The sequence below is a fragment of the Pseudomonas nitroreducens NBRC 12694 genome (assembly GCF_002091755.1).
Taxonomy (GTDB): Bacteria; Pseudomonadota; Gammaproteobacteria; order Pseudomonadales; family Pseudomonadaceae; genus Pseudomonas; species Pseudomonas nitroreducens.
In genome coordinates, this window is record NZ_BDAI01000013.1 from 82,739 (window position 1) to 96,750 (window position 14,012).

Consider the following 14,012-nt stretch of genomic DNA (forward strand, 5'->3'; position numbering starts at 1 on the left):
TGGTAACGATGGCTACGGATTAAATACATCCTGGCTGAGAGGTTCGATCCAGGTTTCGCCTGTCAAAAATTTCCGGAAGTTTGGGTGCTCCTTCATTTTCCGGAAATTTTCGATGGCCTTATTTTTCCACTTCGTCGAATGCAGGGCTGCAGGATTCCGCCTCCAATGCGGCGAGGGACTGTAGCTCTGAAAGATCATCCATCAGCCCCAGTGCGGTTGGAGCTACAGTTTTGCGGAGATTGCCCTCACCGAAATCGAGACGGGGCATGATCGCCGCAGCCATAACTCGATCTGGGATGTGTGCTCCGATTTCCTGAGCCCAGACCTTCAGGTCTAGGTACGGCAGAACGCCAGAGCGCGCCCATCGTTGGAAGTTCGGGCGGTAGTACCTTCGCTCAGTTGACTGTCCTTGAGCCTTTCGCATCTCCAGAAGCCACTTGGAGAAGCTTTCAATGAGCACGCTGTCTGGTAGGTTGAGGTTGACACCTGCGACGCCCAAATGAGGGGTGGGGTTGAGGAATGTGCCGAGGGTTAACGGAGTATTTAGATCCAGGTTTTTTTCACTGTCTTGGCCGTTTGCCAACTCATTGAGCCCGTCAAACCATTTGCCCGGATCATCAAAACAGTCCTCCTGATTACGCGCGTGCTCTCTGAGGTGTCGGAAGGTGAGTGAGTGAACTCCTTGTCGGCTCTCCCTCAGGAATTCTGCGATGCTGCGATCCCCGAAAAAACCGTCAATCCTTGCGACTGCGACGTCAACGCCCCGGATCATTTTGACGTCGCGCTCAAATGTGGCTGCAGCGTCCTTGGCCCAGCGTTTGTCGGCCTGATCCCTCAAGCGCAGCAGAGTGAACAAGTATTGCCGGATAGCTAGCTGCTCATACCACTTCAACGGGCCGAATGATTCTGCGGCTTGGTAATTCTCCATGCTGAACCAATCCGGCAGATCCTCCACCCGATCTATCTTTTCCATCTTCTCTCCTTGGCGTTAGGCCTTTTGCTCCAGGCTGTCCGCCCAGGCCTGCATCATCTCGCGTCGCTGCTCGAGGTAAGTTGCGTGGTTGTAGGTGTCACGCATCTCGTCCTTGTCGCCATGCGCCAGCTGCTTTTCGATCCAGTCCCGGTTGTAGCCACGGCTGTTCAGCTCGGTGCTGAGTAGGTGCCGGAAACCGTGACCGGTTTGCCGATCCTTGTACCCGGCTTCGCTCAGCGCCTTGTTGATGGTGTTTTCGCTCATCGGGCGCTTGGTGTTGTTCCTGCCGGCGAAGACCAACTCATATTCGCCGGTGACTTCGTGGAGATCCTTGAGGATGGCGACGGCCTGGCGGGGGAGGGGGACGATGTGGGGGCGGCGAGCCTTCATCCGCTCCTTGGGGATCGTCCAGGTGGCCTTCTTCAGGTCGAATTCGCTCCAGGGCGCCATGCGGAGTTCACCAGGTCGAACTGCTGTGAGTACCAGCAATCGGATTGCGTGCTTCGTCAGCAAGTTGATTCGTGCCGCATCGATTCGCTGCAGTAGCTGAGGAAGCTCCTGGAAGGAAACGTGGGGGTGATGCCTGAGCGTAGGGGCATGTGCAGCGACTACGTCCAGATCCGTGGCGGGGTTCAGTTCGATCACTCCCTTGGCTAACCCGTAGCGGAAGATCTGGCTAAGCCACTGACGCGACTTCTTGGCGACGTTGAATGCACCGCGCGCCTCGATGCTTCGAACCAGCGCCACCAGGTCCGGCCGGGTGATTGCCTTGAATGGTGTCTTGCCGAGCGCCGGAATCAGATCCGACTCAAGGTAGGCCATGGTTTTGTCGGCTGTGGATTTTGCCCACCGCGGGCGACGGTACTCATGCCACTCGCGAGCGATTACCTCAAAGGTGAGGCTGTCGATAATCTCCGCCTCTCTTTGCGCCTTTCGCTCCAGGGATGGGTCTTTGCCCTCGGCCAGTTGCTGACGTGCGTCGTCGCGCTTCTTGCGAGCCTGCAGCAGGGTGACCGTCGGATAGGTGCCGAGCGCCAGCCCTTTCTCTGTTCCTCGTACCCGGTACTTGAACCGCCACAGCTTCGAACCGTTGGGATTGATCAGCAGGTAGAGGCCCTGGGCGTCGCTGAGCTTGTACGGCTTTTCCTTCGGCTTGGCTGCCTTGATGGCGCTATCAGTCAGAGGCATCGGAGCCTCCCATTGGGACGGCATGAAGGAAGGCGCGGATGGCTGCCGTCTGGGCTGGATTGAGATTGAGGATTTGCGCCGGGATTTCGATGGTGAGCGCGCCATCGAGTGACATGACCAAGCGGAAGGCCTTCGCCCTTGCGCGCTGATTCTGTTGCTCAGCCTTCGCCTCTTTCCGCACTGCGCTCGGATCGGTGCCGGCTTTCAGCATTTCGCGAGCTTCATCGCGAGCCTGGCGTGCCTGCTCCAAGGAGACTGCCGGGAAGGCGCCCAGGGAGATCCTGTTTTCCTTGCCGCCGAACCGGTACTTGAGGCGCCACAGTTTCGAGCCGTGGGGGTTCACCTCCAGGAAGAGGCCGGCGCCGGCACTTACCTTGTAGGGGCGGTCTTTGGGCTGCAGGGCTGAGAGGCCCGAGTCGTCTAGGGTTGCGCTCATTCTGGGGGAATCGTCCGTGACCGAACTCAGATTCCCCCATATATGCCCCCAAATCGATGGGCTTACAAGGGTTTGGTTGGGAATCGCAGGCAACAAAAAACCGGCCAGAGGGCCGGTTCTTCGTGGGTTTCGGGATTTCTTGGGAAGTCCTGAAACTATGTGGTGGTGCCCCGGGAGAGACTCGAACTCTCACTCTGTCGCCAGAAACGGATTTTGAATCCGCCGCGTCTACCATTCCGCCACCGAGGCAATGGGCGCGCAGTATAGGGAGCCGCTCTGCGCCGGTCAATCGGCTCGAATGGTCAGAATTTGGCATTTCCAGTAAGATACGCGCCCCTTCGAGATAGCTCTTCCCATGCGCGTCGCTGACTTTCATTTCGACCTGCCCGAGGCGTTGATCGCCCGCCATCCGCTTCCCGAGCGCCGCTCCAGCCGTCTGCTGGTGCTGGACGGTGCCAGCGGCGAGCTCAGCCATCGGCAATTCGCTGACATTCTCGGCTTCCTCCAGCCGGGTGACCTGATGGTGTTCAACAACACCCGGGTGATTCCTGCCCGCCTGTTCGGCCAGAAAGCTTCCGGCGGCAAGCTGGAGATCCTCGTAGAGCGTGTGCTCGACAGCCACCGTGTGCTGGCCCACGTGCGTTCCAGCAAATCGCCCAAGCCGGGCTCGAAGATCCTTATCGACGGCGGTGGCGAAGCTGAAATGCTGCAGCGCCATGATGCGCTGTTCGAGCTGGGTTTCAGTGAGGATGTGCTGCCGCTGCTGGAGCGCGTCGGTCACATGCCGTTGCCGCCCTATATCGACCGCCCCGACGAGGACGCCGACCGCGAGCGTTACCAGACCGTCTACGCCGAGCGCGCGGGCGCTGTTGCGGCGCCGACTGCCGGCCTGCACTTCGATGAGGCGCTGCTGGAGTCTATCCGCGCCAAAGGTGTGGAAACTGCGTTCGTGACCCTGCACGTCGGCGCCGGTACCTTCCAGCCGGTACGTGTAGAGCGCATCGAAGACCACCACATGCACAACGAATGGCTGGAGGTCAGCCAGGAGGTGGTCGATGCCGTGGCCGCCTGCAAGGCGCGTGGCGGTCGTGTGGTCGCCGTCGGCACCACCAGCGTGCGCTCGCTGGAAAGCGCCGCCCGTGATGGCGTGCTCAAGCCGTTCAGCGGTGACACCGACATCTTCATCTTCCCGGGCCGGCCGTTCCACGTGGTCGACGCCCTGGTGACCAATTTCCACCTGCCCGAATCCACCCTGCTGATGCTGGTCTCCGCTTTCGCCGGCTACCCCGAGACCATGGCTGCCTACGCGGCGGCAGTGGAGCAGGGCTATCGCTTCTTCAGCTACGGCGATGCCATGTTCATTACCCGCAACCCGGCACCGCGCGGCCCCGAGGACTGATCCATGAGCTTCATGAAATTCGAACTGCTGGCCACCGAGGGCAAGGCCCGTCGCGGCCGCCTGACCTTCCCGCGCGGCGTGGTGGAAACCCCGGCCTTCATGCCGGTGGGCACCTACGGCACCGTGAAGGGCATGCTCCCGCACGACATCGAGGGCATCGGCGCGCAGATCATCCTCGGCAATACCTTCCACCTGTGGCTGCGCCCGGGCACCGAGGTGATCCAGAAGCACGGCGACCTGCATGACTTCATGCAGTGGAAGGGGCCGATCCTCACCGACTCGGGCGGTTTCCAGGTGTTCAGCCTGGGCGCGCTGCGCAAGATCAAGGAAGAGGGCGTGTACTTCGCCTCGCCGGTAGATGGCGCCAAGGTCTTCATGGGCCCGGAAGAGTCCATGGCCGTGCAGCGTGCGCTTGGCTCGGACATCGTGATGATCTTCGACGAGTGCACCCCTTACCCGGCCGAGTTCGACGTGGCCAAACGCTCCATGGAGCTGTCGCTGCGCTGGGCCAAACGCTCGAAAGCTGCTCACGGCGACAGCCCGTCGGCGCTGTTCGGCATCGTCCAGGGCGGCATGCACGAAGAGCTGCGCATGCGCTCGCTCGAAGGCCTGCAGGAAATCGGCTTCGATGGCCTGGCCATCGGCGGCCTGTCGGTGGGCGAGCCCAAGGAAGAGATGATCCGCGTGCTGGACTTCCTGCCCCGGCACATGCCGGCTGACAAACCTCGTTACCTGATGGGTGTGGGCAAACCCGAGGACCTCGTGGAAGGTGTGCGCCGGGGCGTCGACATGTTCGACTGCGTCATGCCCACCCGCAATGCGCGCAATGGCCACCTTTTCGTTGACACCGGGGTGATCAAGATCCGCAACGCGGTGCACAAGCACGACGAATCTCCGCTGGACCCGACCTGCGATTGCTACACCTGCAAGCACTTCTCCCGCGCCTACCTCTACCACCTGGACAAGTGCGGCGAAATGCTCGGCAGCATGCTCAATACCATCCACAACTTGCGGCATTATCAGCGGCTTATGGCTGGTTTGCGCGAGGCAATCCAACAGGGTACATTGGCGAACTTTGTCGACGCCTTCTACGCCAAGCGCGGCCTACCCGTGCCGCCGCTGGCGGACTGACCTTATTCATCGAAAAAGCTTTGAGACAGGAGTTTCCAATGAGTTTTCTGATCCCCGCTGCCTACGCTGACGCCGCAGCCCCGGCCGCTGCTGCTGGCCCGGCCGGTACCGGCTTCGAGTGGATTTTCCTGGTCGGTTTCCTGGTCATCTTCTATCTGATGATCTGGCGTCCCCAGGCCAAGCGCTCCAAGGAGCACAAGAACCTGCTGTCCGGCCTGCAGAAGGGCGATGAAGTCGTCACTTCCGCCGGTATCGCCGGCAAGGTGACCAAGGTGGCCGATGACTTCGTCGTCGTCGAGGTTTCCGACAACGTCGAGCTGAAGTTCCAGAAGGCCGCGATCGCCGCGACCCTGCCGAAAGGCACCCTGAAGGCGATCTGATCCACCTCTTAGAAACCCAACCGACGGGGCGCAAGATGCGCCCCGCGTCATAACGGGCGGTGTCATGCTCAACAAGTATCCCCTGTGGAAGTATCTGCTGATCCTGGCGGTCCTGGCCGTCGGTTTCATCTATTCCGCACCCAACCTCTATCCTGACGATCCGGCCGTCCAGATCAGCGGCGCGAGCACCGCGCTGCAGGTCACCCAGGCCGACGTGGACAAGGCCAGCAAGGCGCTCGCCGACGCCGGTATCGCCGTGAAGGCGGGCTCGCTGGGCAAGAACAGCGGCCTGATCCGCCTGGTCAAGCAGGAAGACCAGTTGCCGGCCAAGGACATCGTCCGCCGTGCGCTGGGTGACGACTACGTAGTCGCCCTGAACCTGGCCCAGACCACGCCGAACTGGCTGCGCAACATCGCCGCCCACCCGATGAAGCTGGGTCTGGACCTGTCCGGTGGTGTGCACTTCCTGCTGGAAGTGGACATGGACAAGGCTGTCGACGCTCGTATGAAGGTCTACGAGAACGAGGTCAAGAGCGCCCTGCGTAAAGAACGCGTGCGCTACCGCAGCCTGCCGGTACAGGACGGCGGCATCCAGCTGGGCTTCACTGAAGAGGCCGACCTGGACAAGGCCAAGTCGATCATCGCCAAGGATTTCCGCGATTTCGAAACCGCCCAGAGCGAGCGCAATGGCATGCAGGTCCTGCGCCTGGCCATGACCGCCACCAAGCTGGCCGAAATCCGCGAATACTCGATCAAGCAGAACCTCACCACCGTCCGCAACCGTGTGAACGAGCTGGGCGTGTCCGAGCCGCTGGTACAGCGCCAGGGCGCCAACCGCATCGTCGTCGAGCTGCCGGGCGTACAGGACACCGCCGAAGCCAAGCGTATCCTCGGCAAGACCGCGAACCTTGAGTTCCGCCTGGCCGCCGAGCCGGATGCGATCAAGTCCTCCACCGAAACCTTCGATTTCCGCGAGCCGCGTCGTCCGCCGGCGACCCTGGAGCGTGGCGTGATCATCACCGGTGACCAGGTCACCGACGCCAGCGCCAGCTTCGACGAGAACGGCCGTCCGCAGGTGAACATCCGTCTGGATGGCCACGGCGGCGAGCTGATGAACCGCGCGACCCGCAACAACGTCGGCCGCAGCATGGCGGTGGTGTTCATCGAGCAGAAGCCGATCACCCGCTATACCAAGCAGGTCGTCGACGGCGTCGAGCAGGAAGTCGCCGTACAGGCGTTCAAGGAAGAGAAACAGATCATCAGCCTGGCGACCATCCAGTCGCCGCTGGGCAACCAGTTCCGCATCACCGGCCTGGACGCTCCGGGCGAGTCCTCGGAACTGGCCCTGCTGCTGCGCGCCGGTGGCCTGGCTGCGCCGATGTACTTCGCTGAAGAGCGCACCATCGGCCCGAGTCTGGGTGCCGACAACATCGCCAAGGGTATCGATGCATCCCTGTGGGGCATGGTCTTCGTTTCCCTGTTCATCATCGTCATCTACCGCTTCTTCGGCGTGATCGCCACCGTCGCCCTGGCCTTCAACATGGTCATGCTGGTGGCGTTGATGTCGATCCTCGGTGCGACCCTGACCCTACCGGGTATCGCGGGTATCGTGCTGACCATGGGTATGGCGGTGGACGCCAACGTGCTGATCTTCTCGCGGATACGCGAGGAGCTGGCGGCGGGCATGTCGACGCAGCGGGCGATTCACGAGGGCTTCAACCGTGCCTTCACCGCGATCATCGACGCCAACCTGACCTCGCTGCTGGTCGGCGGCATCCTCTACGCCATGGGCACCGGCCCGGTGAAGGGCTTCGCCGTGACCATGTCCCTGGGTATTCTCACCTCGATGTTCACTGCCATTCTGGTCACCCGCGCAATGGTGAACCTGATCTACGGCGGCCGCGACGTTAAGAAGCTGTGGATCTAAGGGGCCAGAGATGAATATCAAGATCGGTACTATCAACTTCATGGGTGTGCGCAACATTGCGTTCGCCGCGACCCTGATCCTGACCCTGATCGCCCTCGGCAGCTGGGTCTTCAAAGGCATCAACTTCGGCCTGGACTTCACCGGCGGTACGTCGATCAAGCTGAGCTACGAGCAGCCTGCCGACCTCTCCAAGGTCCGCGAGCAACTGGTCGCCGCCGGTTACAGCGAGGCCGTGGTGCAGAGCTTCGGTGACACCCGCGACGTGCTGGTGCGCATGCCCAGCGAGGACCCGGAGCTGGGCAAGAAGGTCGCCACTGCGCTGCAGAAGGCCGACGCTTCCAATCCGGCCAAGGTCAACGGCGTCGAGTACGTCGGCCCGCAGGTGGGTGAAGAGCTGCGCGACCAGGGCGGCCTCGGCATGCTCCTGGCGCTGGGTGGCATCCTCTTGTACGTGGGCTTCCGCTTCCAGTGGAAGTTCGCCCTGGGGGCGATCCTCTCGCTGATCCACGATGCCATCATCGTGATGGGCGTCCTGTCGTTCTTCCAGATCACCTTCGATCTGACCGTGCTGGCCGCGGTGCTGGCGGTGGTGGGCTACTCGCTGAACGACACCATCGTGATCTTCGACCGGGTGCGCGAGAACTTCCGCGTGCTGCGCAAGGCCAGCCTGATCGAGAACATCAACATCTCGACCAGCCAGACCCTGCTGCGGACCATCGCCACCTCGGTGTCGACCCTGCTGGCCATCGCCGCCCTGCTGTTCTTCGGTGGCGACAACCTGTTCGGCTTCTCCATCGCCCTGTTCGTCGGTGTGATGGCGGGTACCTACTCGTCGATCTACATCGCCAACGTGGTGCTGATCTGGCTGAACCTGTCCAGCGAGGACCTGATTCCTCCGCCGAGCAAGGAAGTCGACGAGCGCCCGTAATAGAGCGCTCCGGGCTTTCGACAAAACTCCCGCTTCGGCGGGAGTTCTTGTTTGTGGGCAGTAGCTCACGGGTTTGTTGGAACTTTCTTACAAATCCTTTGCTCCAAGGCAGGGTAAAGGGCAAGGCCCGAATGAGAAGAAAGACCAGGAGAACCCTATGAACAAGTCGTTGCTAATCGGTACCGTGCTGGGCGCTGTAGGCGTGACTGCCGGTGGCGCCGTGGCTACCTACAGTCTGGTGGACCGTGCGCCGCAATACGCCGAGGTGCTCGCCGTTCAGCCGGTCAAGGAAACCATCAAGAATCCGCGCCAGGTCTGCAAGGACGTGGCAGTGACCCATCAGCGCCCGGTCAAGGACCAGCATCAGATCGCCGGTACCGCCATCGGCGCCATTGCCGGCGGCCTGCTCGGCAACCAGATCGGCGGCGGCAACGGCAAGAAGATCGCCACCGTGGCAGGCGCCATCGGCGGCGGCTACGCGGGTAACAAGGTGCAGGAAGGCATGCAGGAGCGTGATACCTACACCACCACCGAAACCCGCTGCAGCACCGTCAACGATACCAGCGAGAAGGTCGTCGGCTATGACGTGAAGTACCTGCTCGATGGCAAGGCTGGTCAGGTCCGCATGGATCGTGATCCGGGCTCGCAGATTCCGGTCGACAAGAGCGGTCGACTGGTCCTGGGGCAGCAATAAGCCGTCGCCAGGTGTAAGTGGAAAAGGCGCCCAATGGGCGCCTTTTTCTTTTCCACCCTTGTGTAGGAAGTGCGTTCTCGCAGGCACAAAAAAACCCGGCATCGCCGGGCTTTTTCTGGTGCCGCTCAGCTTAGCGCTTGAGCGAAGCCGGCAGGTGCGGCTGGATGCTGGTCAGCAGTGCCTTGAAGCACTTGGTGTTGCCGGCGACGATCTGGCCCTTCTCGAGGAACTCATGACCGCCGGTGAAATCGCTCACCAGGCCGCCTGCTTCCTGGATCAGCAGGGCGCCGGCTGCCATGTCCCACTCGGACAGGCCGAATTCCCAGAAGGCGTCGTAGCGGCCGGCGGCGACGTAGGCCAGGTCCAGGCTGGCGGCGCCAGCGCGGCGGATGCCGGCGGTCTGGCCGACCAGGCTGCGGAACATGCCCAGGTAGGCGTCGAGGTTGTCCATCTGGCTGTCGCGGAACGGGAAGCCGGTGCCGAGCAGTGCGCCTTCCAGGCTCTTGCGGTTGCTCACGCGCAGGCGGCGACCGTTCAGTGCGGCGCCGCGGCCACGGCTGGCGGTGAATTCTTCCTGACGGACCGGGTCGAGGACCACGGCGTGCTCGAGGCGGCCGCGGTATTTGCAGGCGATGCTGACGGCGTAGTGCGGAACACCGTGGATGAAGTTGGTGGTGCCGTCCAGCGGGTCGATGATCCACAGGTAGTCGGCGCCTTCGCCGCTGCCTTCGAGCATGCCGCCTTCTTCGCCCATGATCCCGTGGTTCGGGTAGGCCTTGCGCAGGGCGGTGACGATGGAGAGTTCGGCTGCGCGATCGACTTCGGTGACGTAGTCCTTGGCTTCTTTCTCGTTGACCGACAGGGTATCCAGGCGTTCGATGGAGCGGAAGATCAGTTCACCGGCGCTGCGAGCGGCGCGCAGGGCGATATTCAGCATAGGCTGCATGGAGAGGTCACCTGGGTCGTTAAAGAAAGCCGGACATTCTAGCAGAAAGCGCCGGCGTTCATAGAGCGACCTGTCGCCTGCGTGGCGCAAGACCCACCGCTGCGGTAGGATTCCCTCCCTTTTTCGCTTTATGTGTGGAGTCGCGCGTTGCTCGACAAAATTCGCGTGGTGCTGGTCAACACCAGCCATCCCGGCAATATCGGCGGTACGGCCCGTGCGATGAAGAACATGGGCCTTTCGCGCCTCGTGCTGGTCGATCCGATGGATTTCCCCAGCGGTGAAGCGCGCGCGCGTGCTTCCGGTGCCGATGACATTCTCGACGCGGCCGTGGTGGTTCCGACCCTGGAAGATGCCCTGGTGGGCTGCAGCCTGGTACTGGGCACCAGTGCGCGCGATCGCCGTATTCCCTGGCCGCTGCTGGATCCCCGCGAGTGCGCCACCACCAGCCTGGAGCACGTCCAGCAGGGTGGTGAGGTCGCGCTGGTGTTCGGTCGCGAATACGCCGGCCTGACCAACGAGGAGCTGCAGCGATGTCAGTTCCATGTGCACATCCCGGCCAATCCCGACTTCAGCTCGCTGAACCTGGCGACGGCGGTGCAGGTGCTGGTCTACGAGGTGCGCATGGCCTGGCTGGCTGTTCAGGGGCAGCCGACCAAGCAGGAGAAGGTCGAGTCCACTGCGATGCTCAACAGCGTTCCGGTGACGTCGGACGAGCTGGAGCGTTTCTACGCGCACCTGGAGTCGACCCTGGTGGATATCCAGTTCCTCGATCCGCAGAAGCCGCGCCACCTGATGTCGCGCCTGCGCCGCCTGTATGGCCGTAGCGGGGTCAGCAAGCTGGAGATGAATATCCTGCGGGGTATTCTCACCGAGACACAGAAGGCTGCCCGCGGGGAGCTTTCCAAGCGGAGTGATGAAGATGTTTGAGCGTGTACGCGAGGATATCCAGAGCGTATTCCATCGTGACCCGGCGGCGCGCAACGCCTTCGAGGTGCTGACCTGCTACCCGGGGCTGCATGCCGTCTGGCTGCATCGCCTGGCCCATGGCTTGTGGACTTCCGGCTGGAAGTGGCTGGCGCGCATGGTGTCGAACTTCGGTCGCTGGATGACCGGCATCGAGATTCATCCGGGGGCGAAGATCGGTCGCCGGTTCTTCATTGACCACGGCCTGGGCATTGTCATCGGCGAAACCGCCGAAATTGGCGATGACGTGACCATTTATCAGGGTGTGACCCTGGGTGGCACCAGCTGGAACAAGGGCAAGCGCCATCCGACCCTGGCCGATGGCGTGGTGGTGGGAGCGGGTGCCAAGGTGCTCGGTCCTTTCACGGTGGGTGCTGGCGCCAAGGTCGGTTCCAATGCTGTGGTGACCAAGGAGGTACCGCCTGGGGCAACCGTCGTGGGTATTCCGGGTCGCATCATCGTCAAGGATGACGCGGATGCGGATCAGGCCGCCAAGCGCCAGGCCATGGCAGAAAAGCTCGGGTTCGATGCCTATGGCGTCAGCCAGGACATGCCCGACCCGGTGGCGCGCGCCATTGGTCAGTTGCTCGATCACCTGCAGGCGGTCGACGGCCGTCTGGAGGGCATGTGCAAGGCCCTGACGGCCCTGGGCAGTGACTACTGCGCGAAGGATCTTCCGGTTCTGCGGGAAGAGGACTTCGCCGGGGTCAAGGACCAGGAGAGCAGCCAGTCGGCGCAGTGATGTGCCGACGCCGCCATTACTGTTAGAATACGGCGCCGTTCGCTGGCTAAATCCGACTAAAGTAATAGGTCTTATAGTTGACTTAAATAGTCGGAAAAGAGCATACTTCCGCCATACCAGCGATTCTTCCGGATTTCCCCATGCGATTGACCACCAAAGGCCGCTATGCCGTTACCGCCATGCTCGACCTGGCGTTGCACGCCCAGCGTGGCCCGGTTTCTCTCGCCGATATCTCCGAACGCCAGGGTATCTCCCTGTCCTACCTGGAACAGCTGTTCGCCAAGTTGCGCCGTGGCAACCTGGTGGTCAGCGTGCGCGGTCCGGGCGGCGGCTACCAGTTGTCCCGTGACATGACCGGTATCCACGTCGCCCAGGTGATCGATGCAGTCAATGAATCGGTCGACGCCACCCGCTGTCAGGGTCAGGGTGACTGCCACTCCGGCGATACCTGCCTGACCCATCACCTGTGGTGCGACCTCAGTCAGCAGATTCACGAGTTTCTCAGCGGCATCAGCCTGGCCGACCTGGTCGAGCGCCGCGAAGTTCAAGAGGTCGCCCAGCGCCAGGACGAGCGTCGCTGCTCCGGCAGCAAGTCGCTGCGCCTCGACAAGATTGAAGCGTCCGCCATCGATTGAGCGAACGCCCGCCTGTAGGAGTTACCTGATGAAATTGCCGATTTACCTCGACTACTCCGCCACCACCCCGGTGGATCCGCGTGTCGCTCAGAAAATGGCCGACTGCCTGCTGGTTGACGGCAATTTCGGCAACCCGGCCTCGCGCTCCCACGTCTTCGGCTGGAAGGCCGAGGAAGCGGCTGAGAATGCCCGTCGCCAGGTCGCCGAGCTGGTCAATGCCGACCCCCGCGAGATCGTCTGGACGTCCGGTGCCACCGAGTCCGACAACCTCGCCATCAAGGGTGTCGCGCACTTCTACGCGACCAAGGGCAAGCACATCATCACCTCGAAGATCGAGCACAAGGCGGTCCTGGATACCTGCCGCCAGCTGGAGCGCGAAGGCTTCGAAGTGACCTACCTGGAGCCGACTCCCGAGGGCGTCATCACCCCGGCGATGGTCGAGGCCGCCCTGCGTGACGACACCATCCTGGTGTCGGTCATGCACGTGAACAACGAAGTCGGCAGCATCAACGACATCGCCGCCATCGGCGAGCTGACCCGCGCCCGTGGCATTCTGCTGCACGTCGATGCCGCCCAGTCCGCCGGTAAAGTCGACATCGACCTGGAGAAACTCAAGGTCGACCTGATGTCCTTCTCCGCCCACAAGGTCTACGGCCCCAAAGGCATGGGCGCTCTGTACGTGCGTCGCAAGCCGCGTGTGCGCCTGGAAGCCCAGATGCACGGTGGCGGCCACGAGCGCGGCATGCGTTCGGGCACCCTGGCGACCCACCAGATCGTCGGCATGGGCGAAGCCTTCCGCATCGCCAAGGAAGAAATGCACCAGGAAATGGCCCGCATCGAAGGCTTGCGCAAGCGCTTCTTCGATCAGGTGCAGGACCTGGAAGAGCTGTACCTCAATGGCAGCCCGGTTTCCTACGCGCCGAACATCCTCAACGTCAGCTTCAACTACGTCGAGGGCGAGTCGCTGATGATGTCGCTCAAGGACCTGGCCGTTTCGTCCGGTTCCGCCTGCACCTCGGCCTCGCTGGAGCCGTCTTACGTGCTCCGCGCCCTGGGTCGCAACGACGAGCTGGCGCACAGCTCCATCCGTTTCAGCTTCGGCCGCTTCACCACCGAAGAAGAGGTCGATTACGCCGCCAAGAAGGTGGTGGAAGCCGTTTCCAAGCTGCGTGAGCTCTCGCCGCTGTGGGATATGTTCAAAGAGGGTGTCGACCTGTCCAAGGTCGAATGGCAGGCCCACTGACCCGCCCCGTAGAAGTGAGGATTAGCCATGGCTTACAGTGACAAGGTCATCGACCACTACGAAAACCCGCGCAACGTCGGCAAGCTCAACGCCGAAGATCCGGATGTCGGCACCGGCATGGTCGGTGCTCCCGCTTGCGGCGACGTGATGCGCCTGCAGATCAAGGTCAACGAGCAGGGCGTCATCGAAGACGCCAAGTTCAAGACCTACGGCTGCGGTTCGGCCATCGCCTCCAGCTCCCTCGCCACCGAGTGGATGAAGGGCAAGACCCTGGACGAAGCCGAATCGATCAAGAACACCACCATCGCCGAAGAACTGGCCCTGCCGCCGGTGAAGATCCACTGCTCGGTACTCGCCGAGGACGCCATCAAGGCGGCCGTGCGCGACTACAAGCAGAAGAAAGGTCTGCTCTGAAGCGATTCGTTGA

Annotated in this window: 15 protein-coding genes and 1 tRNA gene; 11 read left to right on the plus strand and 5 right to left on the minus strand. The window is 62.1% G+C overall.

Annotation, left to right across the window (positions count from 1 at the left end):
- Positions 1 to 118: 118 nt before the first annotated feature.
- The 4 genes from PNI01S_RS24135 to PNI01S_RS24150 all read right to left on the minus strand — a co-directional run bounded on the left by PNI01S_RS24135 (position 119) and on the right by PNI01S_RS24150 (position 2,846).
- Positions 119 to 973 carry a DUF6387 family protein gene (locus PNI01S_RS24135; RefSeq protein ID WP_084359501.1) on the minus strand — a complete coding sequence of 285 codons (855 nt, stop codon included), beginning with the start codon at positions 971 to 973 and terminating at the stop codon, positions 119 to 121.
- 15 nt (positions 974 to 988) lie between these two features.
- Positions 989 to 2,161, minus strand: coding sequence for a tyrosine-type recombinase/integrase (locus PNI01S_RS24140; protein WP_084359503.1), 1,173 nt, complete (start codon positions 2,159 to 2,161; stop codon positions 989 to 991).
- A complete protein-coding gene (locus PNI01S_RS24145; RefSeq protein WP_084359505.1) occupies positions 2,148 to 2,597 on the minus strand; it encodes an Arm DNA-binding domain-containing protein in 450 nt (149 codons plus the stop codon). The genes PNI01S_RS24140 and PNI01S_RS24145 overlap by 14 nt, the downstream gene beginning before the upstream one ends.
- A 163-nt stretch (positions 2,598 to 2,760) precedes the next feature.
- A tRNA-Leu gene (locus PNI01S_RS24150) sits at positions 2,761 to 2,846 on the minus strand.
- 106 nt (positions 2,847 to 2,952) lie between these two features.
- On the opposite strand from PNI01S_RS24150, the gene queA reads away from it, so the two are divergent.
- The 6 genes from queA to PNI01S_RS24180 all read left to right on the plus strand — a co-directional run bounded on the left by queA (position 2,953) and on the right by PNI01S_RS24180 (position 9,056).
- On the plus strand, positions 2,953 to 3,996 hold the full coding sequence (gene queA / locus PNI01S_RS24155) for a tRNA preQ1(34) S-adenosylmethionine ribosyltransferase-isomerase QueA (RefSeq protein ID WP_084359507.1): 1,044 nt from the start codon (positions 2,953 to 2,955) through the stop codon (positions 3,994 to 3,996).
- 12 nt (positions 3,997 to 4,008) lie between these two features.
- The gene (gene tgt / locus PNI01S_RS24160; RefSeq protein ID WP_089285745.1) at positions 4,009 to 5,127 is read left to right on the plus strand and encodes a tRNA guanosine(34) transglycosylase Tgt; all 1,119 of its coding nucleotides are present in this window, start codon (positions 4,009 to 4,011) and stop codon (positions 5,125 to 5,127) included.
- 38 nt (positions 5,128 to 5,165) lie between these two features.
- Entirely contained in the window at positions 5,166 to 5,507 is a 342-nt protein-coding gene (gene yajC / locus PNI01S_RS24165) for a preprotein translocase subunit YajC (RefSeq protein ID WP_024762947.1), read from the plus strand.
- A 64-nt stretch (positions 5,508 to 5,571) separates the two neighbouring features.
- On the plus strand, positions 5,572 to 7,434 hold the full coding sequence (gene secD / locus PNI01S_RS24170; RefSeq protein ID WP_024762948.1) for a protein translocase subunit SecD: 1,863 nt from the start codon (positions 5,572 to 5,574) through the stop codon (positions 7,432 to 7,434).
- Between the two features lie 10 nt (positions 7,435 to 7,444).
- Positions 7,445 to 8,362: a protein translocase subunit SecF gene (gene secF / locus PNI01S_RS24175; RefSeq protein WP_024762949.1), complete on the plus strand. Its 918-nt coding sequence runs from the start codon at positions 7,445 to 7,447 to the stop codon at positions 8,360 to 8,362.
- Between the two features lie 157 nt (positions 8,363 to 8,519).
- Positions 8,520 to 9,056: a glycine zipper 2TM domain-containing protein gene (locus PNI01S_RS24180; RefSeq protein ID WP_037010115.1), complete on the plus strand. Its 537-nt coding sequence runs from the start codon at positions 8,520 to 8,522 to the stop codon at positions 9,054 to 9,056.
- A gap of 130 nt (positions 9,057 to 9,186) precedes the next feature.
- On the opposite strand, the gene suhB is transcribed toward PNI01S_RS24180, so the two are convergent.
- Entirely contained in the window at positions 9,187 to 10,002 is an 816-nt protein-coding gene (gene suhB, locus PNI01S_RS24185; protein WP_024762950.1) for a type III secretion system regulator SuhB, read from the minus strand.
- 147 nt (positions 10,003 to 10,149) lie between these two features.
- On the opposite strand from suhB, the gene trmJ reads away from it, so the two are divergent.
- From trmJ to iscU, 5 genes are all read left to right on the plus strand, one after another.
- Positions 10,150 to 10,929, plus strand: a complete 780-nt coding sequence (trmJ, locus tag PNI01S_RS24190; RefSeq protein WP_024762951.1) for a tRNA (cytosine(32)/uridine(32)-2'-O)-methyltransferase TrmJ — start codon at positions 10,150 to 10,152, stop codon at positions 10,927 to 10,929.
- Complete coding sequence (gene cysE, locus PNI01S_RS24195) at positions 10,922 to 11,707, plus strand: serine O-acetyltransferase (RefSeq protein ID WP_024762952.1); 786 nt, start codon at positions 10,922 to 10,924, stop codon at positions 11,705 to 11,707. Before trmJ ends, cysE begins: the two co-directional genes overlap by 8 nt.
- A gap of 140 nt (positions 11,708 to 11,847) precedes the next feature.
- The gene (iscR, locus tag PNI01S_RS24200) at positions 11,848 to 12,342 is read left to right on the plus strand and encodes a Fe-S cluster assembly transcriptional regulator IscR (RefSeq protein ID WP_024762953.1); all 495 of its coding nucleotides are present in this window, start codon (positions 11,848 to 11,850) and stop codon (positions 12,340 to 12,342) included.
- Positions 12,343 to 12,370: 28 nt separating this feature from the next.
- Positions 12,371 to 13,585, plus strand: a complete 1,215-nt coding sequence (locus PNI01S_RS24205; protein ID WP_024762954.1) for an IscS subfamily cysteine desulfurase — start codon at positions 12,371 to 12,373, stop codon at positions 13,583 to 13,585.
- 27 nt (positions 13,586 to 13,612) lie between these two features.
- Complete coding sequence (iscU, locus tag PNI01S_RS24210; RefSeq protein WP_015478505.1) at positions 13,613 to 13,999, plus strand: Fe-S cluster assembly scaffold IscU; 387 nt, start codon at positions 13,613 to 13,615, stop codon at positions 13,997 to 13,999.
- The last annotated feature ends 13 nt before the right edge of the window (positions 14,000 to 14,012 follow it).

Bases quoted from the DNA above. Each gene is read 5' to 3' on its own strand.
- PNI01S_RS24135 (WP_084359501.1), bottom strand. From the start codon at position 973: ATGGAAAAGATAGATCGGGTGGAGGATCTGCCGGATTGGTTCAGCATG.
- PNI01S_RS24140 (WP_084359503.1), bottom strand. From the start codon at position 2,161: ATGCCTCTGACTGATAGCGCCATCAAGGCAGCCAAGCCGAAGGAAAAG.
- PNI01S_RS24145 (WP_084359505.1), bottom strand. From the start codon at position 2,597: ATGAGCGCAACCCTAGACGACTCGGGCCTCTCAGCCCTGCAGCCCAAA.
- queA (WP_084359507.1), top strand. From the start codon at position 2,953: ATGCGCGTCGCTGACTTTCATTTCGACCTGCCCGAGGCGTTGATCGCC.
- tgt (WP_089285745.1), top strand. From the start codon at position 4,009: ATGAAATTCGAACTGCTGGCCACCGAGGGCAAGGCCCGTCGCGGCCGC.
- yajC (WP_024762947.1), top strand. From the start codon at position 5,166: ATGAGTTTTCTGATCCCCGCTGCCTACGCTGACGCCGCAGCCCCGGCC.
- secD (WP_024762948.1), top strand. From the start codon at position 5,572: ATGCTCAACAAGTATCCCCTGTGGAAGTATCTGCTGATCCTGGCGGTC.
- secF (WP_024762949.1), top strand. From the start codon at position 7,445: ATGAATATCAAGATCGGTACTATCAACTTCATGGGTGTGCGCAACATT.
- PNI01S_RS24180 (WP_037010115.1), top strand. From the start codon at position 8,520: ATGAACAAGTCGTTGCTAATCGGTACCGTGCTGGGCGCTGTAGGCGTG.
- suhB (WP_024762950.1), bottom strand. From the start codon at position 10,002: ATGCAGCCTATGCTGAATATCGCCCTGCGCGCCGCTCGCAGCGCCGGT.
- cysE (WP_024762952.1), top strand. From the start codon at position 10,922: ATGTTTGAGCGTGTACGCGAGGATATCCAGAGCGTATTCCATCGTGAC.
- iscR (WP_024762953.1), top strand. From the start codon at position 11,848: ATGCGATTGACCACCAAAGGCCGCTATGCCGTTACCGCCATGCTCGAC.
- PNI01S_RS24205 (WP_024762954.1), top strand. From the start codon at position 12,371: ATGAAATTGCCGATTTACCTCGACTACTCCGCCACCACCCCGGTGGAT.
- iscU (WP_015478505.1), top strand. From the start codon at position 13,613: ATGGCTTACAGTGACAAGGTCATCGACCACTACGAAAACCCGCGCAAC.